This window comes from Citricoccus sp. K5 (assembly GCF_902506195.1).
Taxonomy (GTDB): domain Bacteria; phylum Actinomycetota; class Actinomycetes; order Actinomycetales; family Micrococcaceae; genus Citricoccus.
In genome coordinates, this window is the sequence record NZ_LR732817.1 from 3,196,077 (window position 1) to 3,220,548 (window position 24,472).

At 72.3% G+C, this 24,472-nt stretch carries 24 protein-coding genes; 13 read left to right on the plus strand and 11 right to left on the minus strand.

Annotated elements, in window-relative coordinates:
* The first annotated feature begins 150 nt into the window (after positions 1-150).
* The 6 genes from BOSE125_RS14420 (at position 151) to BOSE125_RS14445 (ending at position 5,789) form a co-directional block, all read left to right on the plus strand.
* Entirely contained in the window at positions 151-879 is a 729-nt protein-coding gene (locus tag BOSE125_RS14420; protein ID WP_159555237.1) for a response regulator transcription factor, read from the plus strand.
* A 6-nt stretch (positions 880-885) separates the two neighbouring features.
* Positions 886-2,634 (plus strand): cell wall metabolism sensor histidine kinase WalK, encoded by a 1,749-nt coding sequence (locus BOSE125_RS18205; protein ID WP_159553634.1) that lies wholly within the window; start codon positions 886-888, stop codon positions 2,632-2,634.
* A 40-nt stretch (positions 2,635-2,674) separates the two neighbouring features.
* On the plus strand, positions 2,675-3,172 hold the full coding sequence (locus BOSE125_RS14430; protein WP_201301219.1) for a DUF2975 domain-containing protein: 498 nt from the start codon (positions 2,675-2,677) through the stop codon (positions 3,170-3,172).
* Complete coding sequence (locus BOSE125_RS14435) at positions 3,172-3,465, plus strand: helix-turn-helix transcriptional regulator (protein WP_159553636.1); 294 nt, start codon at positions 3,172-3,174, stop codon at positions 3,463-3,465. The genes BOSE125_RS14430 and BOSE125_RS14435 overlap by 1 nt, the downstream gene beginning before the upstream one ends.
* On the plus strand, positions 3,452-4,582 hold the full coding sequence (locus tag BOSE125_RS14440; RefSeq protein ID WP_159553638.1) for an NAD(P)/FAD-dependent oxidoreductase: 1,131 nt from the start codon (positions 3,452-3,454) through the stop codon (positions 4,580-4,582). Before BOSE125_RS14435 ends, BOSE125_RS14440 begins: the two co-directional genes overlap by 14 nt.
* Positions 4,583-4,655: 73 nt before the next feature.
* On the plus strand, positions 4,656-5,789 hold the full coding sequence (locus tag BOSE125_RS14445) for an LLM class flavin-dependent oxidoreductase (protein WP_371300603.1): 1,134 nt from the start codon (positions 4,656-4,658) through the stop codon (positions 5,787-5,789).
* Between the two features lie 89 nt (positions 5,790-5,878).
* On the opposite strand, the gene BOSE125_RS14450 is transcribed toward BOSE125_RS14445, so the two are convergent.
* Positions 5,879-8,803, minus strand: coding sequence for an FAD-binding and (Fe-S)-binding domain-containing protein (locus tag BOSE125_RS14450; protein WP_159553642.1), 2,925 nt, complete (start codon positions 8,801-8,803; stop codon positions 5,879-5,881).
* Between the two features lie 124 nt (positions 8,804-8,927).
* Between BOSE125_RS14450 and BOSE125_RS14455 the strand changes: the two genes are divergently transcribed.
* Positions 8,928-9,506, plus strand: a complete 579-nt coding sequence (locus BOSE125_RS14455) for a DUF2087 domain-containing protein (protein ID WP_159553644.1) — start codon at positions 8,928-8,930, stop codon at positions 9,504-9,506.
* A 40-nt stretch (positions 9,507-9,546) separates the two neighbouring features.
* Here BOSE125_RS14455 and BOSE125_RS14460 read toward each other — a convergent pair whose 3' ends face one another.
* The 3 genes from BOSE125_RS14460 to BOSE125_RS14470 all read right to left on the minus strand — a co-directional run bounded on the left by BOSE125_RS14460 (position 9,547) and on the right by BOSE125_RS14470 (position 12,034).
* Positions 9,547-9,960 (minus strand): phage holin family protein, encoded by a 414-nt coding sequence (locus BOSE125_RS14460; RefSeq protein ID WP_159553646.1) that lies wholly within the window; start codon positions 9,958-9,960, stop codon positions 9,547-9,549.
* Positions 9,961-10,098: 138 nt separating this feature from the next.
* Complete coding sequence (locus BOSE125_RS14465; RefSeq protein ID WP_159553648.1) at positions 10,099-10,992, minus strand: aspartate dehydrogenase domain-containing protein; 894 nt, start codon at positions 10,990-10,992, stop codon at positions 10,099-10,101.
* A 97-nt stretch (positions 10,993-11,089) separates the two neighbouring features.
* The gene (locus tag BOSE125_RS14470) at positions 11,090-12,034 is read right to left on the minus strand and encodes an ArgP/LysG family DNA-binding transcriptional regulator (RefSeq protein ID WP_159553650.1); all 945 of its coding nucleotides are present in this window, start codon (positions 12,032-12,034) and stop codon (positions 11,090-11,092) included.
* A gap of 70 nt (positions 12,035-12,104) precedes the next feature.
* Here BOSE125_RS14470 and BOSE125_RS14475 point away from each other — a divergent pair, with 70 nt between their 5' ends.
* Positions 12,105-12,935 carry a LysE/ArgO family amino acid transporter gene (locus tag BOSE125_RS14475; protein ID WP_159553652.1) on the plus strand — a complete coding sequence of 277 codons (831 nt, stop codon included), beginning with the start codon at positions 12,105-12,107 and terminating at the stop codon, positions 12,933-12,935.
* A gap of 89 nt (positions 12,936-13,024) precedes the next feature.
* Positions 13,025-13,675 (plus strand): NAD(P)-dependent oxidoreductase, encoded by a 651-nt coding sequence (locus BOSE125_RS14480; protein ID WP_159553654.1) that lies wholly within the window; start codon positions 13,025-13,027, stop codon positions 13,673-13,675.
* A 4-nt stretch (positions 13,676-13,679) separates the two neighbouring features.
* Here the strand turns inward: BOSE125_RS14480 and BOSE125_RS14485 are convergent, their stop codons facing one another.
* On the minus strand, positions 13,680-14,321 hold the full coding sequence (locus BOSE125_RS14485; protein WP_159553656.1) for a maleylpyruvate isomerase family mycothiol-dependent enzyme: 642 nt from the start codon (positions 14,319-14,321) through the stop codon (positions 13,680-13,682).
* A gap of 57 nt (positions 14,322-14,378) precedes the next feature.
* Here BOSE125_RS14485 and BOSE125_RS14490 point away from each other — a divergent pair, with 57 nt between their 5' ends.
* From BOSE125_RS14490 to BOSE125_RS14500, 3 genes are all read left to right on the plus strand, one after another.
* Positions 14,379-15,275, plus strand: a complete 897-nt coding sequence (locus BOSE125_RS14490; RefSeq protein ID WP_159553658.1) for a PhzF family phenazine biosynthesis protein — start codon at positions 14,379-14,381, stop codon at positions 15,273-15,275.
* 86 nt (positions 15,276-15,361) lie between these two features.
* Positions 15,362-15,694 (plus strand): carboxymuconolactone decarboxylase family protein, encoded by a 333-nt coding sequence (locus tag BOSE125_RS14495; RefSeq protein ID WP_159553660.1) that lies wholly within the window; start codon positions 15,362-15,364, stop codon positions 15,692-15,694.
* 131 nt (positions 15,695-15,825) lie between these two features.
* The gene (locus tag BOSE125_RS14500; protein WP_159553662.1) at positions 15,826-16,281 is read left to right on the plus strand and encodes an NUDIX domain-containing protein; all 456 of its coding nucleotides are present in this window, start codon (positions 15,826-15,828) and stop codon (positions 16,279-16,281) included.
* A 46-nt stretch (positions 16,282-16,327) separates the two neighbouring features.
* Here BOSE125_RS14500 and BOSE125_RS14505 read toward each other — a convergent pair whose 3' ends face one another.
* The 5 genes from BOSE125_RS14505 to BOSE125_RS14525 form a co-directional block, all read right to left on the minus strand.
* A complete protein-coding gene (locus BOSE125_RS14505; RefSeq protein WP_159553664.1) occupies positions 16,328-17,443 on the minus strand; it encodes a DUF368 domain-containing protein in 1,116 nt (371 codons plus the stop codon).
* 84 nt (positions 17,444-17,527) lie between these two features.
* Positions 17,528-19,129, minus strand: a complete 1,602-nt coding sequence (locus tag BOSE125_RS14510; protein WP_159553666.1) for an ABC transporter ATP-binding protein — start codon at positions 19,127-19,129, stop codon at positions 17,528-17,530.
* Complete coding sequence (locus BOSE125_RS14515) at positions 19,126-20,022, minus strand: ABC transporter permease (RefSeq protein ID WP_371300605.1); 897 nt, start codon at positions 20,020-20,022, stop codon at positions 19,126-19,128. Before BOSE125_RS14515 ends, BOSE125_RS14510 begins: the two co-directional genes overlap by 4 nt.
* Complete coding sequence (locus BOSE125_RS14520; RefSeq protein ID WP_159553668.1) at positions 20,019-21,011, minus strand: ABC transporter permease; 993 nt, start codon at positions 21,009-21,011, stop codon at positions 20,019-20,021. The genes BOSE125_RS14515 and BOSE125_RS14520 overlap by 4 nt, the downstream gene beginning before the upstream one ends.
* Positions 21,012-21,041: 30 nt before the next feature.
* On the minus strand, positions 21,042-22,748 hold the full coding sequence (locus BOSE125_RS14525) for an ABC transporter substrate-binding protein (RefSeq protein ID WP_159553670.1): 1,707 nt from the start codon (positions 22,746-22,748) through the stop codon (positions 21,042-21,044).
* A gap of 150 nt (positions 22,749-22,898) precedes the next feature.
* On the opposite strand from BOSE125_RS14525, the gene BOSE125_RS14530 reads away from it, so the two are divergent.
* Entirely contained in the window at positions 22,899-23,585 is a 687-nt protein-coding gene (locus tag BOSE125_RS14530) for a DinB family protein (RefSeq protein WP_159553672.1), read from the plus strand.
* A 5-nt stretch (positions 23,586-23,590) separates the two neighbouring features.
* Here BOSE125_RS14530 and BOSE125_RS14535 read toward each other — a convergent pair whose 3' ends face one another.
* Positions 23,591-24,421, minus strand: a complete 831-nt coding sequence (locus tag BOSE125_RS14535) for a VOC family protein (RefSeq protein WP_159553674.1) — start codon at positions 24,419-24,421, stop codon at positions 23,591-23,593.
* Between the last annotated feature and the right edge of the window lie 51 nt (positions 24,422-24,472).

The following is a 24,472-nucleotide window of genomic DNA, read 5'->3' on the forward strand; positions in this document are numbered from 1 at the left end:
GCCTGGTGCCGGCGTCCGCGGCACAGTCTTCACAGCTGTAACACAGCTTCGGCTGGTGCCTCTGACAGGATCGCGGACTGAACTGGGACCATGGCAACCATGAACGCTGAATCCCCCGTCGGCTCCCGGTCTTCCGCGACGGCCACCTCGATGGCCGCGCTGCGCGAGGTGTTGCCCCAGCTGGTCCACCCGGACGGATCGCCGGTCCGGGCCCTCGTGGTGGATGACGAGCCGATGCTCGCGGACCTGGTCTCCATGGGCCTCTCCCTGTGTGGATGGGAGGTCCGAGTGGCTCATGCCGGCCGCGCCGCCGTCGAGACCGCTCGGGAGTTCGGCCCGGACGTGCTGGTGCTGGACTGGATGCTGCCCGAACTCGACGGAATCGAGGTGCTGGCCAAGGTGCGTTCCTTCCGTCCAGGGATTCCCGCCCTGATGCTCACGGCCCGGGACTCCGTGGATGACCGGGTCCACGGGCTGGCGGCGGGTGGCGACGATTACGTCACCAAGCCGTTTTCGCTCGAAGAGGTCCTGATCCGACTGCACCGGCTCGTCCAGCGCAGTGGTGTCATGGCACTGGACGCCGACGAACTCGTGGTCGGGGATCTGAGCCTCAATGTCCGCACTCGCGAGGTCAGCCGGGGTGGTGAGGCGATCGAACTCACCACAACCCAGTTCAACCTGTTGCAGTACCTCATGGAGAACCCGCGAGCCGTGTTGTCCAAGGCTCAGATCCTGGACCACGTGTGGGACTACGACTTCGGCGGACAGGGGAACATCGTGGAACTGTACATCTCCTACCTGCGCAAGCGGATCGACGCCGGCCGCGTCCCCATGATCCACACCGTGCGCGGTGCCGGCTACGTGATCCGGCCGGCCTGAATGACCGTGACTCCCCACCCCATGCCCGTCCCCTCACCCGTCCCGCCACCCGAGTCCGACGCCGGCCGTCCCGCTCCTGCGGAGGCCTCGCCTCGGACCGCCGGCACTGGCGCTGGCCGCCGGGCCAGCCTGGCGCTGCCGACCATGCTCGGGGTCGTGGTGCTGCTGGCCATCGTGCTGGCCGCCTTCACGGTGACCTCCTTGGTGCTGAGCGGGCGGGCGGTGGATGCCCAACTGGAGCAACGGGTGGACCAGGCCTGGGAGCGGTCCTTGACGTTCCTGGGCGGCCCCGAGGGACGCCTGGGACCAACGGATGGACAGCCGAACGAGGGGGACGCTCCCCGTGGTGAGTTCGACCGCAGCCCGCTGGAAGCCCCAGGCCAACCCGCGGGCATGCTGGCCCTCGTGGCTGTCGGTGACACCGTGTTGAGCGCCGACAGGCTGGATGCGGACGGTCAGGCGGTGGAGCTGTCCGGCGCCGATGTGCAGGTCCTGTCGGCCGTCGTCGAGGAGGCGGTGGCTGCAGATCCCACTACCGCAGATCCCACTGTGGAGGGCGTGACCCGGACCGTGGACCTGGAAGCCGGCCGCTACCTGGTGAGGGCCCAGGCGGTGGACGCCGTCTCTGGTATCGGACAGGTCTCGCCAGCCGTGGCGGTCGCGGGCTTGCCCACCTCCGAGGTGGACGGCACCAAGGCGACCCTCGCCTGGGTCCAGGTCCTCGGTTCCCTGGCCGCCTTGGCGGTGGCCGGCGTCGCCGGATGGTGGTGGATCCGAAGGTCGCTGCGCCCCCTTTCGGACGTCTCCCATGCGGCGGCCCGCATGGCGGAAGTGCCCATGGGCACCGGAGACGTCACCCTGGCGCAGTACCGGGTCCGAGCTGACCTGGCTCAACCGGGGGATGAGATCGGAGACGTCGGGCATGCGCTGAACCGGCTGGTGGACTCCGTGGACGGGGCCTTCGAACAGCGCAACCGCTCCGAGCGGCGGCTGCGGACCTTCGTGGCGGACGCCTCCCACGAACTGCGCACTCCGCTGGCCGCCATGCGTGGCTATACCGAGATGGTTAGCCTGACCGAGCCGCTGACCGAGCGGGGAAGGGAGTCGGTGGGGCGGGTGCTGACCCAGGCTGACCGGATGGGCTCGCTGGTGGAGGACCTGTTGCTGCTGGCGCGGCTGGACGCGGCGGAGGCCGAAGGGGGCACCGGTGCCGGCGCTGCCGGGGAACGACAGGCCGTGGACTTCGGAGAGGTCGTGGTGGACGCCGTCATGGACGCCACCGCCGCCGGCCGGGACCACCACTGGGAGGTGGACGTGCCGGAGGCGGCGGTGGTCGTGGCAGGAGACGGTCGCCAGCTGGCACAACTGGTGGCCAACCTCCTCTCGAACGCGCGCAAGCACACCCCCGCCGGGGCCACGGTGTCCGTGCGGCTGGACGTGGAGCGGCCGACCGGCGTCGGGACCGGTCCGAACGCGACTGGTGCCGACACCGGGAGGTGCGTGGCCAGCGGCGGGGCCGCGGTGCTGACCATCAAGGACGATGGACCCGGCATCGAACCGGAGCTGCAGAACGGACTGTTCGACCGCTTCGTCCGCGGCGATGCGGCCCGAACCGGGATAGAGGGGTCCACGGGGCTGGGGCTGTCCATCGTCCGGTCCGTGGCGCGCGCCCATGGGGGCGAGGTCCGCGTGGAGTCCGAGCCGGGGCGGACGGTGTTCACCGTTGAGTTGCCGATTGCTTCATCTATCGTTTAGCGATAGATTGCTGTCGAAACGCAATCGATGGAGGCTCGTCATGCCCACTCCCGTTCCCCGGTCACTCGTGGTCATCCTGCGGACCATGCTGGTCCTGGTTGCCACCGACTCGCTGGTCGTCCTGGCGGTGATCCTGCCGTTGCTGTGGATCGACCTCGAGGGCGTCTCCATGGCCTACGCCATCCCTTTGATCGCCGCCCTGGCCCTGGGCGTGGCCTGCCTCCAGGTGGTGGGGGTCTGCATCTGGCGCCTGTTGACGCTGGTGCTCCGCGGCCAAATCTTCTCCCGCTCGGCGTTCCGTTATGTGGACGTCATCACCGGAGCCGTGGCGGCCGGCGGTGTCCTCCTGGTGGTGATCGGTGTGGTCCTGAGCGGAGGAACGGCCGCCCCGGGTCTCGTCCTGCTGATCGGCGGGGCGGCACTGCTGGCATTCGCGGCGGCCCTGACGGTGAACGTCGCCCGGCGGCTGCTGGCCCAGGCCGTGGAGCGTGACACCCAGGCCAGGCGGCTTGAGGACGAGCTCTCGGACGTGATCTGATGCCGATCATCGTGGATGTGGACGTGATGATGGCCCGCCGGAAGATGTCGGCCGGCGAGCTGGCGGAGGCCGTCGGGATCACCCCGGCGAATCTGGCCGTGTTGAAGAACGGCCGTGCCAAGGCCGTCCGGTTCACCACGCTGGCTGCCTTGTGCCGCGTGCTGGACTGCCAGCCCGGTGACCTCCTGCGCTGGGAGGCTGCTGGGCAGGAGGCTCCGGAAGGCGACCGCGGGGAGGACGGGGACCGCAGGGTGGCAGGGGGCCGCGTGGAGGACGGCCATGGCGGTGAGTGAGCGGAGCGCTGAAGTAGACGTCTTGGTGGTCGGGGCGGGCCTGGCCGGGCTGCACTGCGCCACCCAGTTGGCACGCGCCGGTCATCAGGTGCTGTTGGCGGAGCGCCGCGCCACGCTGACGGGCACCGTCCGGACCACCGGCATCTTCGTGCGCCGGACCCTCGAGGACTTCGCGCTGCCCGGTGAGCATCTGGGGCCGGCCATCCGCCGCATGGTGCTCTACCCGCCCGGGCTGACGGGTCCGGTGGACCTGACCAGTGATCGGGACGAGTACCGGGTCGGGGATATGGGGCCGCTCTATGTGGCGGCCGCCCGCGATGCCGTGGGAGCCGGCGTCGAGCTGCGGCTGGCCACGCGCTTCACCGGCCAGCGGGAGGGCACGTACCTCCTCGAGGACGCGGCGGGCACCCTCCTGGTCCGAGCCCGCTTCGTGGTCGGTGCCGATGGCGCTCGGTCCAGGGTGGCGCGGGACCTGGGGCTGAGCCGCAACCGCCACCTGCTGGTCGGGGCCGAGGAGGTCTTCGCCGACCACCCCGACGGCTCCGACCCCGCCTTCCACTGCGTGATCGATCCGAGGCTGGCCCCCGGTTATCTTGCGTGGGTACTGCGGGACGGCGAACATGTCCACGTGGGCACGGCCGGCCATGCCCACCGGTTCCCGCGAGGCCTGTACAGCGCCCTGCGCTCGTTCCGCGAGCGGGCGCCGGGACTGGAGGGCGTCGAGAGGCCGGAGCAGGTGGAGAAGCGCGCCGGGCCGATCCCCGTGGGCGGCGTGCTGCCCCGGATCGCCTCCCCGGCCGGACTGCTCGTGGGAGACGCCGCCGGTGCGGTGTCCCCGCTCACCGCCGGAGGGCTCGACCCCTGCCTGCGGCTGTCCGGGCATGCCGCCGAGATCCTGGACGCCGCCCTCCGAGCCGGCCGGCGCGCGGAGCTGGAGGCCTATGACGGCCACGCCTTGCGGGCCCGATTCCGTAAGCGGCTGCTGCTGCGCAAGGGCCTGGACGGGTTACGCACGCCGGCTCTCGCCACGGGCGCCTTCGCCGCGTTGAGGACCCCTCCGGGCCAGGCGCTGGCGAAGCGGATCCTCTTCGGCCACGGATCGTTCCCCCTGCCGTGACCGGTGCCTGGAGAGCTGACCGTCCTGCAGGAAGTTGAAATTTCAAGGAATGAAGTGGCCCGGGCCGGACGTTGTGCCTGACGTGACCGAGAACCTCGTGCCCCAGAGCCCCGCCGCGCTCGCGGCCCCGCACCCCAACCCGTCCTCTGAACGCGCCGACTCCGTGCCCGCCGGCACCCTCGAGTTCGGCCTGCACACCTTCGGGGACGTGACTCACACGGCCGAGGGGCGGCCCCTGAGCCACCCCGAGGTGCTGCGCAACGTGGTGGCCGAGGGCGTACTGGCGGACCGGGCCGGAGTGGACGTGATCGGCATCGGCGAGCACCACCGCCCCGATTACACCGTCTCCTCGCCCGAGATGGTGCTCTCCGCCATCGCCGGACAGACCGAGCACATCAAGCTGATCTCCGCCGTCACGGTGCTCTCCTCGGACGACCCGGTCCGCGTCTACCAGCGCTTCGCCACCCTGGACGCCGTCTCGAACGGCCGCGCCGAGGTCTCCCTGGGCCGCGGCTCCTTCATCGAGTCCTTCCCGCTCTTCGGCTATGACCTGCAGGACTACGAGATGCTCTACGAGGAGAAGCTGGACCTCTTCTCCCACCTGCGCACCGAGCAGCCGGTGACCTGGCAGGGCAACACTCGGGCCGCGCTGCAGCGCCAGTCCGTGTTCCCGACGACGGCCCACGAGTTCGGCCTGCCCACCTGGGTGGCCGTCGGGGGCACCCCGACCTCGGTGGTGCGGGCAGCCACCTATGGCATGGGGCTCGAGTTGGCGATCATCGGCGGGGCTCCCGAGCGGTTCCGGCCCTTCGCCGAGCTCTACCGCCGCGAGATCGCCGCCCGCGGCTTCGAGCCCCGCCGCGTGGCGCTGCACTCGCACGGCTTCGTGGCCGCCACGGACGAGGAGGCCGCCGAGCGGTACTACCCGCACTGGGAGTTCAACATGCGCAAGATGGCGGCCGAGCGCGGCTGGCCCGCCCCCTCGGCCGCCCAGTTCCGCCAGGAGGTCACCCACGGCGCCCTGCACCTGGGCTCCCCGGAGACGGTGGCCCGCAAGGTGGCCGCCAGCGTCCGGGCGCTCGATGCCGGCCGCTTCGGAATGAAGTACGGCAACGGCTCCCTGCCGCACGAGTTCATGATGGACTCGATCGAGCTCTACGGCTCGAAGGTCAAGCCCCTCGTCCTGGACATGCTCTCCGGCTCCTGACCAGCCGCATCAATCACCGGCATCACGATAACGGCAACTGCCGATTCGCCCGGCGTGTCTCGACCACTGGCGCGGCCGTGATCCCTGGGTCAGGAGTCCCGCAGCGCCGCCGCGATGACCTGCACCAGATGGCGGCCGTCGAGGCCCGCCAGGTCCTTCACCTGGGTGCGGCAGGAGAAGCCGTCGGCCAGGATCGGCGTGTCGGGGGAAGCCTCCGCCTTGGCCAGGATGCCCTGACGGGCGATCGTCTCCGAGATCTCGTAGTGCCCCTGCTCCATGCCGAAGTTCCCGGCCAGGCCACAGCAGCCGTTGGAGGTCTCCACGTCGCAGCCCATGGCGTCCAGGATCGCCTCGTCGGCGGAATAGCCCATGACCGCGTGATGGTGGCAGTGCGGCTGGACCAGCATCCGACGGTCAGCATCAGAGACCCGCGGCGGTGTCCAGTCGAGTTCCGTCAGCAGTTCGGCCACGGTCCGCACGGCCGCCGCGACCTCGCGCGCGCCAGGGTGCTCGGGCAGCAGTTCCACGAGGTCCGAGCGCAGCGCGGCGATGCAGCTGGGCTCCAGCCCGACGACGGCCCGCCCGGCCCGCACGTGCGGCAACAGGATCTCCACGGTCCGGCGCAGCTTCTCCTTGGCCGCCGTGAGCTGTCCCGTCGAGATCAGCGTCAGCCCGCAGCAGGCCTGCTCACCGGTCGACTGCCCGACCACCTGCACATCGCACCCGGCGGCGTCCAGCACCGTCAGGGCATCGGCCGGAATCTCCGGGGAGAGAGCGTCCGAGAAGGAATCCACCCACAGCACCACCCGGCGCCGGCCGTCGTCGTGCCCCGGAGCCGACCGCGCCGCCTCCGACCACCGGAACGGAGCCCTCGGCAACAGCGGCAGAGAACGCCGGGTGTCCGCCCCCATCAGCGTCATCATCGCCCGGCGCAACACCGGCACCCGGCCGGCGGCGTTGACCAGCGGGGTCATCGGTGCCGCGAGCCGCAGCCAGAAGGGCAGTCGGCCCAGGGTGTAGTGGGCCAGCGGCCGCACCTTGCCCCGGTAGGTCCGGTGCAGGGTCTCGGACTTGTAGGTGGCCATGTCCACGCCGGTGGGACAGTCGCTGGCGCAGGCCTTGCAGGACAGGCACAGGTCCAGGGCCTCGTGGACCTCGGGGGACTCCCACCCGAGCGTGACGACCCCGCCGTTGAGCATCTCCTGCAGCACCCTGGCCCGCCCGCGCGTCGAGTCCTTGTCGTCCCCGGTCGCCAGGTAGGACGGGCACATGAAGGTGCCCTGCTCGCGCAGGTCCGCCCGGCACTTGCCGATGCCCACGCAGCGGTGCACGGCATCGGCGACCGAGCCGTCGTCGTCGGCGAAGGCGAAGCCGTCCGCGGCCCGTTGCTCGGAGGAGGCCGGACGGCGCAGGGCGGCGTCGATCGGGTCCGGGTCCACCAGCACCCCCGGGTTCATCAGCCCGGCCGGGTCGAACAGAGCCTTGAACTCGGCGAACGCGGCCAGCGCCTCCGGCGAGTACATGACCGGCAGCAACTCGCTGCGCGCCCGCCCGTCCCCGTGCTCACCGGCCAGGGATCCCCCGTACCGGGCCACCAGCGTCGCAGCCGCCTCCATGAACTCCCGGAACTCCGAGGAGCCGGACGCGAAGGGGAAGTCAATGCGCATGTGGATGCAGCCGTCCCCGAAGTGCCCGTAGGCCAGACCGGATAGGCCGCGGCCATCCATGAGCTCCTTCAGGTCCCGTAGGTAGGACCCGAGGTGCTCCGGGGGCACGGCGGCATCCTCCCAGCCGGGCCAGGCGTGGGCCCCCGCGGCCGTCCGCACCGCCAGCCCGGAGCCGTCCGCGCGGATCTGCCACAGCCGGGCGGCCTCCGGGCCGGAGGGCAGCACCACCGCTTCCAGCCCGTGGGCGGCCCGGACCATCGCCTCCGCGGCGGCCACCGCCTCGGCCGTGTCCGCCCCGCCGACCTCCACCATCAGCCAGCCGCCGCCGGCCGGCAATTCCGGCACGTCGTCACCGCCGGGGGACCGCCGCACCACCTCGACCATCTCGCCGGACAGGCCCTCCAGCGCCAGCGGCCGATGGGGCAGCAGCGAGGGGACGTCATCGGCCGCCGCGGGCATGTCCGGGTAGCCGATCACCGCCAGTGCGGGCGCCGGCGCCCGGGGCACCAGATCGACCTCGGCCTCGAGCAGCACCCCGCACGTCCCCTCGGTCCCCACGAGTGCTGCGGCCAGGTTGCGCCCGTTCTCGGGCAGCAGGTGCTCCAGGCTGTAGCCGGAGATCTGCCGGTCGAACCGCCCCAGCTCGGTGCGCAGCACCTCGAGGTGACGCTGGACGAAGGATTCCAGCCCGGGCACCTGGTCCAGCGCGTCGCGCCCCGGCACCACGTCCAGGATCCGCCCGTTCGGCAGCATCCAGCGCAGGCGGCGGACGTTGTCCGCGGTCCGTCCGTAGGCCAGCCCATGGGGGCCGCACGCGTTGTTGCCGATCATCCCGCCCAGGGTGCAGCGGCTCGCCGAGGACGGATCCGGCCCGAAGCGCAGTCCGTGCGGCGCCGCGGCGGCCTGCAGGTCCGTCAGGACCACGCCCGGCTGCACGACGGCGGAGCGCGCCTGGGCGTCGATCGAGACGATGCGGTTCAGGTGCTTCCCCACATCCAGCACCAGCCCGGGCCCCACAGCATTGCCCGCGATGGAGGTGCCTCCGCCCCGCACGGTCACGGGCAGCCCGTGCCGGGCCGCGATCCGGACGGCGGTCACGACGTCGGCCTCGTCCAGCGGGCAGACCACCACCCGTGGCGCGATCCGGTAGTTGGAGGCGTCCGAGCTGTACAGGGCGCGGCGGAGCGTGGAGGTGTGCACCTCGCCGCGCAGTTGCTGCTCGAGTTCCCGGACCGCGGCATCGGCGCCGGGGCCGGCCTTGGATTCGGTGGCCGGGCCGGTGGCCGGGCTGTCGTTCTGGAGTGTGGTCGGCTGGGTGTCTGGATCCAGGTCCGTCTCAAGGTCCATGGGTGGGGTTCCTTCGGGGTGCGGGCGGCATCGGGTCCTGTCCCTGCACTGTGCCGGACCATGAGGACACGGGCAAGCATGGAAGACCCTGTCTGTTGTCCGGGGCTTGGGCAATACTGGGGTCATGAGTGATCCAGCCAACACTCCCGCCGCCCCGTCACCGCACCCATCCGACGCCGCCCCAGACTGGAAGCCGATCCTCGCCGCCCTCGGCAACGAGGCCGCCCGCACGGTCTTCGCCCGTGCCGCCCTCGGCACCCTCGACCCCGTGGCCCGCGGGGACCTGACCACCAAGGAGCAGAAGTCCGTGGAGGGTTGGCTGAAGCTCGGCATCCTGACGGAGGATGACATCGGCTCCGTCACCGTGGATGGCAACGCCCTGCGGGCGCCCCTCATCGTGCCCGCCCGTGGTGGTCAGCGGGAGGCGAGGGCCGGCGTCGGGAAGTTCCTGGTGGAAGGGCGCGGGCCGCGGATCGACACGATGCCCGCCTCGCCGGCCGAGCGCACCGAAGTGCTGCGGTGGGTGCGCGACCATGCACTCGAGCCCGACGAGGTCCTCACTGAGGTGCAATTGAACCAGCGGCTGCACGTGTTCCATCCGGACGTGGCGATGCTGCGCCGCTACCTGGTGGATGCGTCCCTGCTGGAGCGCACCGCGACGGGCACCGAGTACGCGATCCCGGCGGACTCCCGCATCCCTTAGACCCCTGCCGATCTGGAGGTCCATGGATGCGGGGATGGGGTCAGGCGACGGCCTTGCGGATAGCGGCGCGGTCGGTGCGCCGGTCCCACCACCGGGTGACGAGGAAGTAGCCCGCCACCCAGGTGCCCAGGGCGGTGACAAGCCAGACCACCAGCGGGGCCAGCACCCAGGCGCTCACCCCGTCCATGGTGAGCCCGTTCGGCATCAGGGTGGCGATCCACAGGGCCAGGAGCGTCGAGACCAGTCCGACGCCTCCGAGGACGGCCGAGGCGTACTGGCGGGCAAGGTTGAACACGAACGGCGCCAGTAGGGCCTGGGCCAGGACGAAGACGAGGACGGCGGTGATGAACCCGGAGGGCTGCATCGAGACTCCGTCGATGAGGGCACCGGCCAGCAGGAGGCCGACGGCGGCCATCACCAGGTTGATGACGGCATGGATCAGGAAGCGGATCATGGCGCGTACTCCTCGGGGATGAGGTGGGAGCGGCCCGCAGGCCGCCCGGGCGCACGGCGCGTGTGCTCGGTGACTCCATCCCAGACCTCCCGGTGCCGCCGGTCAATGACGCGCCGGCGGTGGTCCGAATCGTGACGCTCAGGGCCGCGATGAGAACGCGGCCAGCGCCTCGCGGACGGTCCGGGCCACCGAGAGCGCGGTGAGCCCGGACGTCTTGGGGTTCTCCGGGCTCGGCGCTGACTCGAAGGCCAGCTCGAACCGGCCGGCCGTCCCGGTAGCCAGAATCTCGTGGCGGCTACGCGCCGCGCCCGGGTCGGCCATGAGCTCCACCCGCACCCGCTCCAGGGATCGCCGCAAGAGCTCGGCCTCGCCGGAGCCGCGGCCCCGAGTGGCCCAGCCCAGCCCGACCGCGACATTGACGTTGGCCGGGAATCGCTCGATGGCCTTGGCCGGCCCGCCGGAGAACACGGTCACCGGTGCGTCCCCGGGGCGCAGCGCCCGCAGTGCAGCCTCCTCGGACTCCGTCATCCACGGCCGGATCAGGGAGGTGGGGAGCTTGGTGGTACGGATGCGGACCGAGTCCAGGCCGTCGGCATCGGCCGCCGCGGACAGGACGTCGAAGCCGCCGATGGCGCCGTTGGTGACCCAGAGCCGCCCGGGGCCGGCCAGCAGCGTCCGTGCCAGGTCCGGATCGGCGAGGGCTCCGACGCTGGTCAGGATCAGGTCGGTCCCCGCCGTGATGACCCCGGGGCCGTACTCACCGGCTGCGGCGACGCCGGCGCACTCCACCACCAGGTCGGCCACCGCCAGCGCCTCGGGCCATGTGGGGCAGTCGGTGTCCTCGCCGGTGGTGACCAGTTCGACGCCCGGGATGGTCCGGTGACCGTGCGAGGCCACGTTGCGCTCGGCCGCCCGCAGTCGCAGCAGGCCGGCGTCCCGCTCCGGAGCCAGCAGTGTGGAGACGTGGCGGCCGATGGCGCCGAAGCCCAGCAGGAGCACGCGGACGGGGGAGTGCCGAACGGTCTGGGACATGTGGGTCCTTCACGGAAGATGTCTGAAATCAGAGAGGAAGACCTGGGCCGGCTGGAGGCCGTCCGGGGCTCCCAGTCCACACCATCGCCGCGACTGATCAGGTCATGTTGCGTGCCGCCTGCTGCACGGCGGCGGTGAGCCGGTCCAGGGCCTCGGTTCCGGCGGACCAGCGCTGCCAGTGCAGGGTCACGCGGGACTGTCCCAGTTCGGGGATGGCCACGAGGTCTGGGTGGGTGCCCTCCAGGACGCCCTCGGGCAACTGGCCGGCCGGGATCATGCCCCAGCCCAGTCCAGCGGCCACGGCGGCGTTGAACCCGCCGACGGTGGGGACCTGGTGGAGCGGGGGCCCGGCGGCGCCCGTCCCGTCGCCGCCCGTGCCCACGCCGCTTGCGCCGGAACCGGACGGTTGGCCGCGCTGGCCGGCGCGCCACGCGGCCAGCCGGCTGCGCTGCAGGCTGTCCCGGGTGCCGAACTCCTGCACGGGAACGGCCCCGAAATCCACGGACCCGTCCTCGCGGCGGTATCGGTCCAGCAGGGCGGACGCCGCCACCGCGTGGTAGTCCATGGCGCCCAGCTCCATCGAGAGGCAGCCCGAGACCGGAGCCGGGTCCTCGGTGATGGCCGCGATGACCGTGCCGGAGCGCAGCAGCTCATGCGTGTGCTCCTGGTCCTCCAGATGCAATTGCAGGACTGCATCGTCCCAGGTGGCGGCCTGCCGCAGTACCTCGACGAACCAGGTCGCCATCGAGTCGGCGTTGACCGCCACGGACAGCACCGTGCGCCCGCCGGTGCCCTGGCCGAGTGAGCGCCTCGTCTCATCCTCCAGCACCGCCACCTGCCGGGCGAGGCGCAGCATCCGGTCCCCGGCGGAGGTGGTGCCCACCGGAACGGTGCGCGTCAGCAGGACCTGGCCGGCGTCCTTCTCGAGCGCTTTGATGCGCTGGGAGAAGGCGGAGCCGGAGATCCTCAGGGCTGCGGCGGCGGCGTCGAAGGTTCCCTCGTCCACGGCGGCGGCCAGAGCTCGTAGGTGGTCAGTGTTCATGAAGCAAAGCTTAATACCCTGAAGGATATGTAGGTGGAGCGGATGGTCTGCCCCGTCCTACCGTGGCTTCGTGACGATCTTCCTAACCGGTCTGTTGACCTGCCTCGCCCTCATCGTGGCCATCGGCGCCCAGAGCCTGTTCATCATGCGCCAGGCCATCCGACGCGACCGGCTCCTGCTGGCCCTCGCCGTCTGCCTGGTGGGAGACATCGTGCTGATCACGGCCGGGACGGCCGGGGTCGGTGTGATCACCGAGAACGCCCCGTGGCTGCTGGAGGTCCTCAAGTGGGGCGGCGTGGCCTACCTGCTCTGGTTCGCGTACTCATCCTTCCGCTCCGCCTTCAGCGCGCGGCAGTCCATGGCCGTGGCTGCGGATGAGGGGGATGAGGCAGACGCCGAGCACGACGGCGCGCGGCCGGGTGCCGACGGCGCCGACGACGCGGGCGAGGGTCGCGCACCCGGGGGCGAGCCCGCGCTGGTGGGTGCCGGAGCCGGCGTCGGGCGCGGGACAGGGACCGCAGGAGGGCCGGCGACCGGCACCCTGGCCGTGGTCTCGGACCGGCAGCGGCTGTCCGTGCGGATGGACCGCTCCGGCGAGCGGCAGCGGGCCCTGAGCCCTGTGTGGACCGTGGTGCTGACCGCGCTGTCCGTGTCCCTGCTGAACCCGCACGCGATCCTGGACACGGTGGTCATGCTGGGCACCCTGGCCAACTCTTACGGGGCCGAGAAGTGGGTCTTCGCCGGCGGCGCCCTGACCGGTTCGGCCCTCTGGTTCCTGACCCTGGGCTTCGGCGTCCGCGCCTTGGCCCCACTGTTGGACACCCCGCGCACGTGGAAGATCGTGGACCTCGTGGTCGGCTCGATCATGGTCTTCATTGCCGGTTCACTGGCCTTCGGGTGATCCCGGTCCGTTTTCCGCGTGCCGGGAAGAGATCCCGCTGCCGCGCTGTTCCGCTTGATGATTGACGGATCAACCACGAGGAGCACAACATGAAGATCGGCATCATCGGAGCCACCGGCATGGCCGGCCAGGAGATCTACCGCGAGGCCGTGCGCCGCGGCGAGGAGGTCGTGGCGCTCGTCCGCAACGCCGCGAAGGCGAGGGAGCTGCTGGGGTCCGGGGCCGCCGTCGTGGAGAAGGACGCCTTCGACCTGACCGCCGCGGACCTGGCCGGCTTTGACGCGGTGGTGGATGCCCTCGGCACCTCGCCGGGCCAGGCCCACACCCACAACGACCTGACGCGCCAGCTGGTGCAGGCGGCACCGGCCTCCGATCAGGCGTCCCCGCGGCTGCTGTTCATACTGGGTGCAGGCTCCCTGACCAACCCGGAGACCGGTCGGCTCGCGATCGAGGACATCCGGCGGGCCCCCGGCTCCGAGGCCTGGATCAGCATCCCGGAGGCGGCCCTGGAGCAGCTGGAATACCTGCGCACCGTGGACTCGGTGGACTGGGTGGGGGTCTCCCCGCAGATGATGTTCACCCCCGGCGAGGCCACCACGCCGCAGGTGGGCCAGGACGAGTTGCTGACCGCCGCGGACGGGGGATCCCACACCACCGCGGGCACCATGGCCGTGGGCATCCTCGACGAGCTGCAGGACCCGGCCTACCGCAACACCCGGTTCACTGTCTCGGACGCCTGATCCCTCAGCGGCGCTGGGAGGGCTCGTGGCCGCGGGCGTCGAAGTCGAGCGCTCCCGCCCCGCGGAACCGCTCGGCGGGAACGGGCCGCCCGGCCATGGCCATGATGAGGTCCAGGGCGGTGCCCTCCACCTCCGGGCCGGCACCCACCCAGTGGCCCACGTCCCGGGCCACGAGGGTCAGGCCGCGGGCCCGTGCCTTGGAGGGCACCGTGAAGTTCGACTTCTCGAAGAACTCGAGCAGCGTCACCAGGACCTCGTCCGGGTAGGTCCGGCGCAGGCCCAGTGGCACGCGGATGTCCTCGCCGTGGATGACCACCTCGCCCAGCCAGGCCGGCAAGGTCCCGGTGGGGGAGACGGTGGAGTCGATCGTGGCGCGGAACTGCTCCAGTGTTCCCGCCGGGGTGGGACCCAGCCGCTCCTCGAGCCGCCGCTGGTTGTGCCTGTCCGCATTGAACCCCGCCCCCACGATGCTGCGGATCCACGCCCAGAAGCCGGTCGAGGCCCCGGCCGTCAGGTGCGCCACGGCCTGCTCCACCGTCCACGCCGTGGACAGGGTGTGCAACTGCCACTGCTCCTCGTCCAGGCCCGCCAGATCGTCTGCGAGTGCCGCGCGTTCGGTGTGGATGAGTTCCCAGAGGTGGTTCACGGTCCCACCCTAGGCCACGAGGCGCGGCGTCGTCCGAGCCGAAGCTACACTCGGCGCATGGACCAGCCCGCGGCCCCCGCGCCACACCTCACCACGCGCCCCTTCTCCCAGGTCAACGTCTTCTCCGCGGAGCCGCTGGCGGGCAACCCGGTGGCCGTGGTGCACGCGGCGGACGAGGTCTCCGAGGGGCAGATGGCTGCCTTCGCCCGGTGGACCAACCTCTCCGAGACCACGTTCCTGCTGACCCCCACGGACCCCGCCGCCGACTACCGGCTGCGCATCTTCACCCCGGGCGGCGAGCTGCCCTTCGCCGGGCATCCCACGCTCGGCTCGGCGCACGCCTGGCTGGCCGCCGGCGGCCGCCCGGCTGCCGAGGGCCGGGTGGTCCAGGAGTGCGCGGCGGGCCTGATCACGCTCCGCCGGGGGCATCAGGACTCACCGGCGCACGACGCCGGCCGCCTCGCCTTCGCCGCCCCGCCCCTGGTGCGCTCCGGTCCGGTGGACCCCGCAGACGTGGAGCGCGCCCTGACCGAGGCCGGGCTGGAACCGGACGACCTGGTGGACGCGTCCTGGGTGGACAACGGCCCCGGCTGGATGGGCCTGCTGCTGACCGATGCCGAAGCCGTGCTCCGGGCCGCCCCGCAGGCCGGGTCGGAACTGAAGATCGGCCTCGTGGGACCGCACCGGTCCGGGGCGGCCCCGGCCGACGTCGAGGTCCGTGCCTTCGTCCCCGGCCTGGGCATCCCGGAGGACCCGGTGACGGGCAGCCTCAACGCGGGGCTGGCCCAGTGGCTGATCGGCGCGGGGCGACTGCCGGCCCGGTATGTGGCCGCGCAGGGCACCGCCCTGCAACGCGCCGGGCGGGTCCATGTGGAGCAGGACGCCACGGACCCGGGGACCATCTGGGTGGGCGGGGACTGCGTCACGGTGCTCGAGGGCACTGTCCGGATGTAGACCGGCCGGTAGACCGCGCTTCCTGCCCCGTGAGAGCATGACGCCCACCGGGACCTACCCCTCGACCGATCGGAAGGACCATCCCCATGACGACCCATTACCACTCCCCAGAAGACCTCGACCGGCTGGGCGAGTACAAGGAACTGGCCGGCCCCGAGTTCGCCGCCTATGCCAAGTTCGACGGGAGCATCGGCCGGGAGGGCGGGGCGATCGACCTCCTGCACCGCGAGCTCATCGCCGTGGGTGTCGCGATCTCCTCCCAGTGCCCGTACTGCATCCAGGTCCACGTGACCCAGGCGAAGAAGGCCGGTGCCACCAAGGCCCAGATCGCCGAGGCGAGCATGATCGCCGCCGCCCTGGGAGCGGGCGCGGCGGTCACCCACGGGACCCTGGCGTTCCGCCTCTACGACGAGGCCTGACACTCCGCGGCCCTCGGCGGCAGGGCTCGTCCCGCCCTGTCCGCGCCACTGTCCCGGCGGCTACCGCCGGGTACAACACGCCCTCGCTGACATCTTCAACCTTTTCGCAGTGGCCGCGAGAAGATGGGGGGATGCAGAACTCAGTTCCGGACGGATCCAGCGCCACCCAGCCGATCGAGGTGGCCGCGGTGGTTCTGTACCGTCCGGACGGCAAGGTGCTGACGGTACGCAAGGTCGGCACCTCCATGTTCATGTTCCCGGGGGGCAAGCACCAGGCGGACGAGGCACCGCTGGACACCGCCCTCCGCGAACTGGCTGAGGAGACCGGCCTGGCGGTGCCCCCGGAGGACCTGGAGTACCTCGGCGCATGGGACACCCCGGCGGCGAACGAAAACGGCCAGCAGCTGCACTCGGAGGTCTTCGCCCTGCTACGCCCGCTGGCCCGCAATGAGGTCCCCACGCCAGACGCCGAGATCGAGGAACTGGTCTGGATGGACCCGGCCGCGCCCCAGGCCCCTGCCGGGCACGGGATAGCCCCGCTCCTGGTGGCCGTCTTCGAACACCTCAAGGACCGCCGGCCGTTCTGACCGCGACCGCCGGCCGCGACGGTCCGCGGCTGGCGGTCGCCCCGGCTCAGCCCCTCACGGCGCCGGCGTGCGCGTCGTGCTCGCGCAGGAACCGCCGCTGCACCCGGGCGTCCACCACCAGCAGGAGGGCGACCACCGCGAAACCGGCCAGGGCCAGCAGGGCGGCCGGGCCGGCGTCGTCCCCGGGGGTGAAGAGCGCCCGCGCCTCATCCTGCCAGGGCCAGAGGGTCCGCAGCCCACCGATCATGACGCCGGTCAGCAGGGCCAGGGTGATGGTGTGGTGGTGGTCCAGCAGCCACTTGAGCAGCTTCACCACCACCACCATGCCCAGTGCCATGCCGAGGGCGAAGACGCCCAGGTAGGCGAGGTCGAGCTCGTCCACGGCGCGCAGCGTGGGCTCGTAGAGGCCGAACGTCAGCAGCAGGAACGAGCCGGAGAGTCCCGGCAGCACGAGGGCGGAGACGGCAACCATGGCCGCGGGCACCAGCACCAGCGGATGGGCCTCGACCGAGGCCGGCGGCAGGGAGACCAGCAGGAAGGTGGCCGCTGCGGCGGCCAGCCCGCCGATCAGGTGGATCGGCCGCAGACGGACCTCCGCGGGGTCCCGGCCCACGGCGACGCGCCGGAACCGCTCGGTGGCCAGGCCCTGCAGCATCATCCGGAACGGCACGGCCACGGAGGCCAGCACCATGCCGAAGAACAGCGCGCGCATCATCACGGGGTGGTTCTCCATGGCGTCGGCCATGGGCCCGGCCACCGTGAACACGGCCAGCACCATGGCGAGCCCCACGGGGACGACCACCCGCCAGTGGACCAGGCGCAGGTGCTCGGCGGCGCCGGCCCGCCGGTCCGGGCCGGTGATGAGCCGGCGGACCGCGGAGATCACGTGCGCCGCGGAGTCGATGATGTGGTGATAGATCCCCACCACGAGCGCCACCGTGCCGCCGGAGACGCCCGGGACCGTCTCCACCGCGCCGATCAGCGCCCCGCGGACCAGGTTGCCCAGCAACGACGTCGGCCGCTCGGCCGGGACTGCCGGTCCGCCGGAGTCTGGGGCCGAGTCTGGAGTCGGGTGGTCGGCTGGGTCGCCGGGTCGGTTCAGCGCGGTCGGGCCGGCGGTGGGACCGGCGGTCGGGCCGGCGGAGTCATCGGCACGGGACATGGGGTGGTGGACCTCCGGGGTGGCTGTAGGCCGCACGACGGCCGGACGGCCCCTGAGTCTACCGACTCGGGGCGCCAGCCCGATTCACGGCAGGGGTGGCCGTGCCTCCAGCAGTGCGCGGGTGAACGGGGCGTTCGGGTGGGCCCAGACCTGTTCCACGGGTCCCTGCTCCACGATCAGTCCGCGGTGCATGACGGCGACCGTGTCACAGACCTGGCGGATGACCGCGAGATCGTGGGAAATCAGCACCAGGGCCGTGCCGGTGCGCTCCTGCAGGTCGGCCAGGGTCTCCAGGATTGAGGCCTGCACCGTGACGTCCAGAGCGGAGACCGGCTCATCCAGCACGAGCACGGCGGGCGCGGCGGCCAGGGCCCGGGCGATCGCCAGCCGCTGCCGCTGGCCGCCGGAGAGCGAGCGGGGACTTCGGTGCAGGGCGGAGGCGGGCAGCCGGACGAGCTCCAGCAGCTCCGTGGGCGTGCGGGCGCTGCCGGACAGGCGCAGCGCCGTGCGGAGGATCCTTCCGCCGTCCCAGCGCGGGTCGAAGGAGCCCAGCGGGTCCTGGGGGACCAGCCGGACCAGGTGCCGCCGTGACCGGCGGTGCCGTTCGGGCAGTTCGCTCCACGGCTCGCCGGCCAGCTCCACGCGGCCGGCGTCCGCCCGCTCGGCGGCCACGAGAATCCGCGCCAGCGTGGACTTCCCGCTGCCGGACTCCCCGACCACCCCGAGCGCCTGGCCGCGGCGCACGGTCAGGTCCACGCCGTCGAGGGCGTCCACCGTTCCGCCGCCGGGCAGCCGGTAGCGCCGACGCAGCCCCGAGGCGCGCAGCACCTCCGGCACGTCCTCCGGCGGTGGGCCCGGTGCCTGCGTCCGCCGTCCCGGACCCCGCGGGACGGCGGCCACGAGCGCCCGGGTGACGGGGTGGGCCGGCTGGCCCAGCACCTCGTCCGCGCTGCCGGATTCGACCACGCGGCCGCCGTCCAGCACCACCACGTCGTCGGCCAGCCGCGCCACCGCGCCGAGGTCGTGGGTCACGAGCAGCACGGCCGTCCCCTCGTCCCGCAGACGCCCGAGCAGTTCGAGCACGCCCCGGGCCACCGTGGCGTCCAGGGCGGTGGTCGGCTCGTCCGTGATCAGCAGCCGCGGCTCGGAGACGATCGCCGAGGCGATGAGCGCGCGCTGCCGCATCCCGCCGGACAGCTCCCCGGAACGCTGGGCGGCCCGCGTCTCCGGCTCGTCCAGTCCGGCGTGGGCCAGGGCCTGCAGCACCCGGCGGCTGCGTTCCGGCCGGCGGGTCCCGCGCAGTTGCAGGGACTCGCCCACCTCGGCGCCCACGGTGCGCAGCGGGTCGAGCGACTGCAGGGCGTCCTGCAGCACGAATCCCACCTCGGCGCCTCGCAGCCGCCGCCACCGCCGGGCGTCCGCCCTCGCCAGGTCCTGCCCGGCCACCGTGAACCGCTCGGCGGCCACCGCGGCCGGTGCGCCGCCCTCCCCGGCCAGCCCGACCAGGCTGCGCGCCAGCACGGACTTGCCGGCCCCGGACCCGCCGACCACGGCCAGGCAGCGCCCCGGCTCCAGGTGCAGGTCCACTCCCCGCAGCACCTCGCCGACACCCGGGAAGGCGACGGTGAGCCCGGCGACGTCCAGGATCGGGCCCGTGTCCCCGCTCGTCTTCTCGCCCGCGCTCATGCCGGCGCCACCGCGCTGAGCCGCCGGCCGAGCATCGTCAGTGCGGCGGCGGCCGCCGTGATCGCCAGCCCCGGTGCCACGGTGAGCCACCAGGAGCTGGTGATGTGCAGCCGGCCGGCGTTGAGCATGGCCCCCCACTCGGGGGAGGGTGGCAGCGCGCCGAGGCCCAGGTAGCTCAGGGCGGAGACCCATACGATCGCCTGCCCGATCCCCAGGGTCCCCACGGCGATCAGCGGCCACAGGGTGTTGGGCACCACGTGGCGCAGGAACGCCACCGGAGCGGACACCCCCTCCAGCCGGGCGGCGGTGACGTAGGGACTGTGCACCACCGACCGGGCGCGGGCGCGCAGGATGCGGGCGTAGCCGGGGGCGGTGGCCAGGCCCACGGCGAGCACCGAGGGCCCCACGCCCGCGCCGAGCACCGAGACCAGCAGCAGGGCGAGCACGAGGCTGGGCAGCGCGAAGAGCACCTCGATGACCCGGCTGAGCGCACCGTCGAGCCAGCGCGGACCGAGGGCTGCGCTGAAACCGAGCAGCAGCCCGAGGCCCAGCCCGATCGCCGTGGCGGCTGCCCCGACCCCCAGCGACTGGCCCGCTCCATGCACCACACGCGTGTAGACGTCCCGCCCGGAGGCGTCCGTGCCGAAGACCGCGCCCGGCCCCGGCGGCTGATAGGCCTGCGCCGGAGCGACCGCCGCGGGGTCACCGGGGGCGAGCAGCCCCGGGAGCAGCGCGGCCAGCACCACCAGGAGCACGACGCCGGCGCTCACCATCCCGCCCAGTCCCAGGTTCGCGGCCCAGTGCCTCATCCAGTGATTCATCCGGTACCTCAGCCTCCCGCCGACGGCGCCGTCCCGGCCCGCCGTCTGGCCGGCAGCCTGCGGCCCGCTCACGAGACCACCTCGCCCGCGGGTGCCGTCCGCACGGCCTCGACGCGGCCGCGCAGCCGGGGGTCGACCACCCGCTCGAGCAGGTCCGCCACGGACATGACCACCACGTAGCCCAGGGCGATGACGAGCACCACGCCGATCACGAGCGGCACGTCCCGGGCATGAGTGGCGTCGATCAGCAGGCGGCCCAGGCCCGGCCGGCCGAAGAGGGTCTCCACCACGACGGCCCCGGAGAGCAGCGAGCCGAAGGCCCACCCGGACAGCGCGATCGCCGGCAGTGCGGCATGGCGCAGCGAGTGGACCCACAGCACCCGCCGCTCCGAGGCACCCCGGGTGCGGGCCGTCGTCGCGAAGGGCGCGGCGTGCGCCTCCTCCAGACCATCCCGCATCACCTGCCCGAGGAATCCGGCCACCGGGACGGCCAGCGTCACGGCGGGCAGGAGGAGGGAACGCAGGGAGTTGTCGCTGCTCGTGGCCGGCAGCCAGCCCAGCCCGCCGGCGAAGACCGCGATCAGCACGGCGCCCAGCCAGAAGTGCGGCATCACGGAGGCGACCACCTCGCCGCCGCGCAGCAGGCCCACCGCCCGGCGGGCCAACGGGCCGCGGGCGCGCACCGCCAGGGTGGCGACCGCCAGCGCGAGCGCCCAGGCGAGCACGAGACCGAGGCCGGCCAGGGCGAGGGTCCCGGGCAGCTGGTCCCCGATGAGCTCGGAGACGGGCAGGCGCCGCGCGTAGGAGTCGCCGAGCTGGAATGTGACGGTCCGGGCCAGCTGCAGCAGGTACTGCACCAGGAGCGGCTCGTCGAGGGAGTACTCCTGCCGCACCCGGGCCATCGACTCCTCACTCGCCTGGGAGCCGGGGCCTCCGAGGATCGCCTCGGAGGGGTCCCCGCCTGCGGCCCGCAGGGCGAAGAACACCACGGTGGCGACCACCCAGGCCACCAGGGCCGCCGCGGCGAGGCGGCCGAGCAGCCAGCGCAGCACGGCCCTCATGCCGTGTCCGTCCGGCCCCGACTCACGGGATCACGGCTGCGTGAGATGGGCGTTGATGAAGGTGGGCGTGGCCACCGTGCCGAGGGTCGTCACGCCGCTCACCCCACGGGTGAGGAAGTGGTTCTGCTGGTCGTACAGCGGCAGGATGTAGTAGCCCTCCAGCACCGTCCGCTGCGCCTGCTCGTACAGCGCGGCCCGCTGGTCCGGGTCGGTGATCCGGGCGGCCTCCTCCAGCGTGGCGTCCAGCTCCTCATCCGTGACCTGGGAGAGGTTGGCGAAGTAGCCGGACGGCGCGGGTTCGGTGCCGGCGGAGTGGTAGAGGGTCCGCAACACGTCCGGACCGACCTTGGTGTACGGGGCGCTGACCGCCTCATACCGGTTCTCGCCGCCGTCCTCCGGCGCGGCCAGGGCGCCGTACCAGGCGGACAGGTCCAGCGGCGTGAGGATGACCTCGAAACCCACCTCGCGGGTGTTGGCCTGGATCTGCTCGAAGAGCGCCTGCTCGGCGGCCACGGACTGATTGGTGCTCACCGGGAAGCGCACGGTCAGGCGCTCGCCGTCCTTGACGCGGTATCCCTCGGCGTCGGTCTCGTCCCAGCCGGCCTCGTCCAGGAGCCGCTCCGCGGCCTGGCGGTCGGTGCCGAAGAGGGAGGGATCGCTGTAGGCCATCGGCTCGGCGCTGGACAGCGGCGAGTGGGAGCGGGTGGCCACGCCCTGGTAGAGCGCCTCGATCCCCGGGTCCACGTCCGTGGAGCGGATGAACGCCTCGCGCACCCGCTCGTCGTCGAACGGTGCCTGCCCGGAGTTGAGCTCGATCCGGTTCACGGAGCCGGGCCGGGGCGCGTCCAGGTGGCTGACCTGGTCGCCGGCCGCGCCGTTCTCGGCGGCCACGATCGCCTCCGGCTCCGGGTTGTCGATGACGTGGACCTCACCGGACTGCAGGGCTGCCCAGCGGGTGGCCGGGTCCGGAAGGAACCGCCACTCGATGCGCTCGAGGTGCGCGGCGCCGTCGTGCTCCGCCTCCGGCCCGTGGGAGGTGTACTCCTCGTTGCGCTCGAGGATCACGTGCTGCTGGGGGATCCACTCGCTCACGGTGAAGGGGCCGGTGCCGATCGGGGCTGCGCAGTTCTCCTCCATGCCCCGATCGATCCCGGCGGGGGACTGCATGGCGGTCCACTGCATGCTCAGTGACTCCAGCAGCGCGGAGTCGGGTTCGCTGAGGTGGAAGCGCACGTGGGTGGCGTCCACGGGTTCGACCTCGGCGATCTTCTGGACGGCGAGGAAACCGGTGGAGGAGGCGGTGTCCGGGTCCTGCAGGTGCTCGATGTTCGCCTGCACGGCCTCGGCGTCCAGTGGCGTGCCGTCGGTGAAGGTGATGTCCTCGGCCAGGGTCAGGTCCCAGGTGAGGCCGTCCTCGCTGACCGCCCAGTCCGTGGCCAGCCAGGGCTGGATCTTCCCCTCCGCGTCCCGCCCGACGAGGGGCTCGAGGTACTGGGTGCTCAGCAGCGCCTGCGGGTAGTTGCCGCCCACGTGCGGGTCCAGGCAGGTCGGTTCGGCGTCCCCGGTGGCGTAGACGAGGGTGCCGCCCTCCACGGGCTCTCCCGCACCGGCATCACCGTTCCCGGAGCCGCTCTCACCGCCGCCGCAGGCCGCGAGCAGGAGCGTGAGCACCGCCGCACCGGTGGCCAGGCGGACTCCGCGACGGCGGGAAACGGGGGACAGCCGGGCATCGGCCATAGGGATATGCACCTTCACTCGAGATTGACACGTCAATCGTAGGCGAGTCGCCCCCGGCGGATTCATCCGGCGTCATGCCATCCTGGCGCACCCCACGCACCACCCACCGGGGATGGCGGCCGGCCCGGTGGGGATGCCACCATGGCCGGCATGCCCAGCGAACCTCCCGCCCCACCCGCCGGCCCCCGCTCAGCACCCGCCCGGCCGCCCAGCGGCTCCGCGGAGGACGGCGGCGTGAAGGCCGTCCTGCACTGGTACCTGAAGACCGCCCGGCGTGACCTGCGCTGGAAGCTCGAGGGGCTCACCGAGCGCCAGCTCCGCACGCCCATGACCCCCACCGGCACGAACCTGCTGGGGGTCCTCAAGCACGTCGCCTCGGTGGAGGTCGACTACTTCACCGGCTGCTTCGGCCGGCCCTCGGGGATCGAGATGCCGTGGTTCGATGACGACTCGGAGCCCAACGCGGACATGTACGCCACGGCCGAGGAATCGGCGGAGTGGGTCTTCGGGCTCGCGGACCGCTGCGCCACCGCGTCGGACGCGGCGATCGCGGAACTGGACCTGGCCGCCGTCGGGCACGTGCCGTGGTGGACGAACGGGACGGTGACGCTCGGCCGGCTGCTGGTGCACATGGTGGCCGAGTACCAGCGGCACCTGGGGCACGCGGACATCGTGCGGGAACTGCTCGACGGTGCCGCCGGCCTGGCCCCCGGCAACTCCAACCTCCCCGGCGAGGGAGACGGTGCCCCGGAGGACTGGTGGGCCGGCTACACCGATCGGCTGAGGCAGATCGCCGCAGGTGCGCCGGACACTCTGCCGAACACCCCCACCACGTGAGCCCGCTATCCGGCTGGCAGCTCCGAGATCTGGAAGGTGGCCCCGGCCGGGTCGGCCACGGTGGCCAGGCGGCCGAAGGGCGTGTCCATCGGGCCGTCCAGCACGCTTCCGCCCTGCGCCCGGACCAGGTCCGCGGCGGCGTCCGCGTTCTCGACGATGAAGTACGGGCGCCAGAAGGAGTCGGTGCCCTCGGGGAACCAGTCGCGCGGGGCATCGCACAGTCCGGCCGTTGCGGCCCCACCGGGGTGGTTGTTGGCGTAGCGCCCGCCCCCGGCCCCATCCCCGGCATTCCCGTCGTCGCCCAACAGGGTCGGTTCCCATCCCCAGACGGTGCGGTAGTACTCGGCATCGGCGTCAAAGTCGAAGCTCATGACCTCGAACCAGACCGGGGCGCCGACGGTGCCGTCCAGGACGAACCCCTCGAACCCATCCGCCTGCCAGATGCCCATACCCTCACCACCGGGCGTGATCACGACCCCCATCGAGCCGAGGCCGGGCATCGGCATGGCAGGGACGATCACGCTGCCGCCCGCGGCGGCGGTATCCGTCAGGGACTGCTCAATGTCATCGCTCTTGAGGTAGATGGTCCACGCGGCGGGCTGATCGGCGTCTGACTCCATCTGGGACATGGCACCGCCCACGGACGCGCCGTGGTGGGTGATCATGTGATAGTTCGCGAAGTCCGGTCCCATGTCCTCGAACTCCCAGCCGAACAGGGCCTGATAGAAACCCTGGACGGCAGCGAGGTCCGGGACACCGAGGTCCACCCAGACGGGTGACCCGGCGGCGAAGGCGGTGTGAGCGGAACTGGCGGCGGTGTTGGTGTTCTCGGTCATGGCGGACTCCTGGTGACGGCGGAGGGTGGCGGGGCCGGTTGGCCTCACCGG